Source organism: Vibrio sp. 10N.222.55.C6 (genome assembly GCF_041473395.1).
GTDB classification, from domain to species: domain Bacteria; phylum Pseudomonadota; class Gammaproteobacteria; order Enterobacterales; family Vibrionaceae; genus Vibrio; species Vibrio crassostreae_C.
This window is the reverse complement of sequence record NZ_JBFRSD010001260.1, coordinates 1-241: the sequence shown is the minus strand read 5'-3', so window position 1 is coordinate 241 and position 241 is coordinate 1. Positions and strand designations below refer to the sequence as shown.

The following is a 241-nucleotide window of genomic DNA, read 5'->3' as shown; positions in this document are numbered from 1 at the left end:
ATATAGCGCTGTTTAAAATGGAGTCTGGAAGCTATTCCTTTAAACTTTCCGACCCTGAGTGGAGTGAAGAACGTGACCTCGCGATATCCCAAGAACAAGATAGTTTGGTCACCACTGACGTCTTGTATGAGCTTCAGCGCAAATACGGTGAGTTTGAAAACCAAAACATGGACATTGATGTTGATGGCCAAGATCAAACCTTCAAGTTCTCCCTTGACGCGAGTTCAGGTATCAACAACCC

At 44.4% G+C, this 241-nt stretch carries 1 protein-coding gene; it reads left to right on the top strand.

Annotated elements, in window-relative coordinates; all coding sequences use genetic code 11:
* Positions 1-241: hypothetical protein (locus tag AB4486_RS28455; RefSeq protein ID WP_372120188.1), on the top strand; the 241-nt coding region annotated here is incomplete at both ends.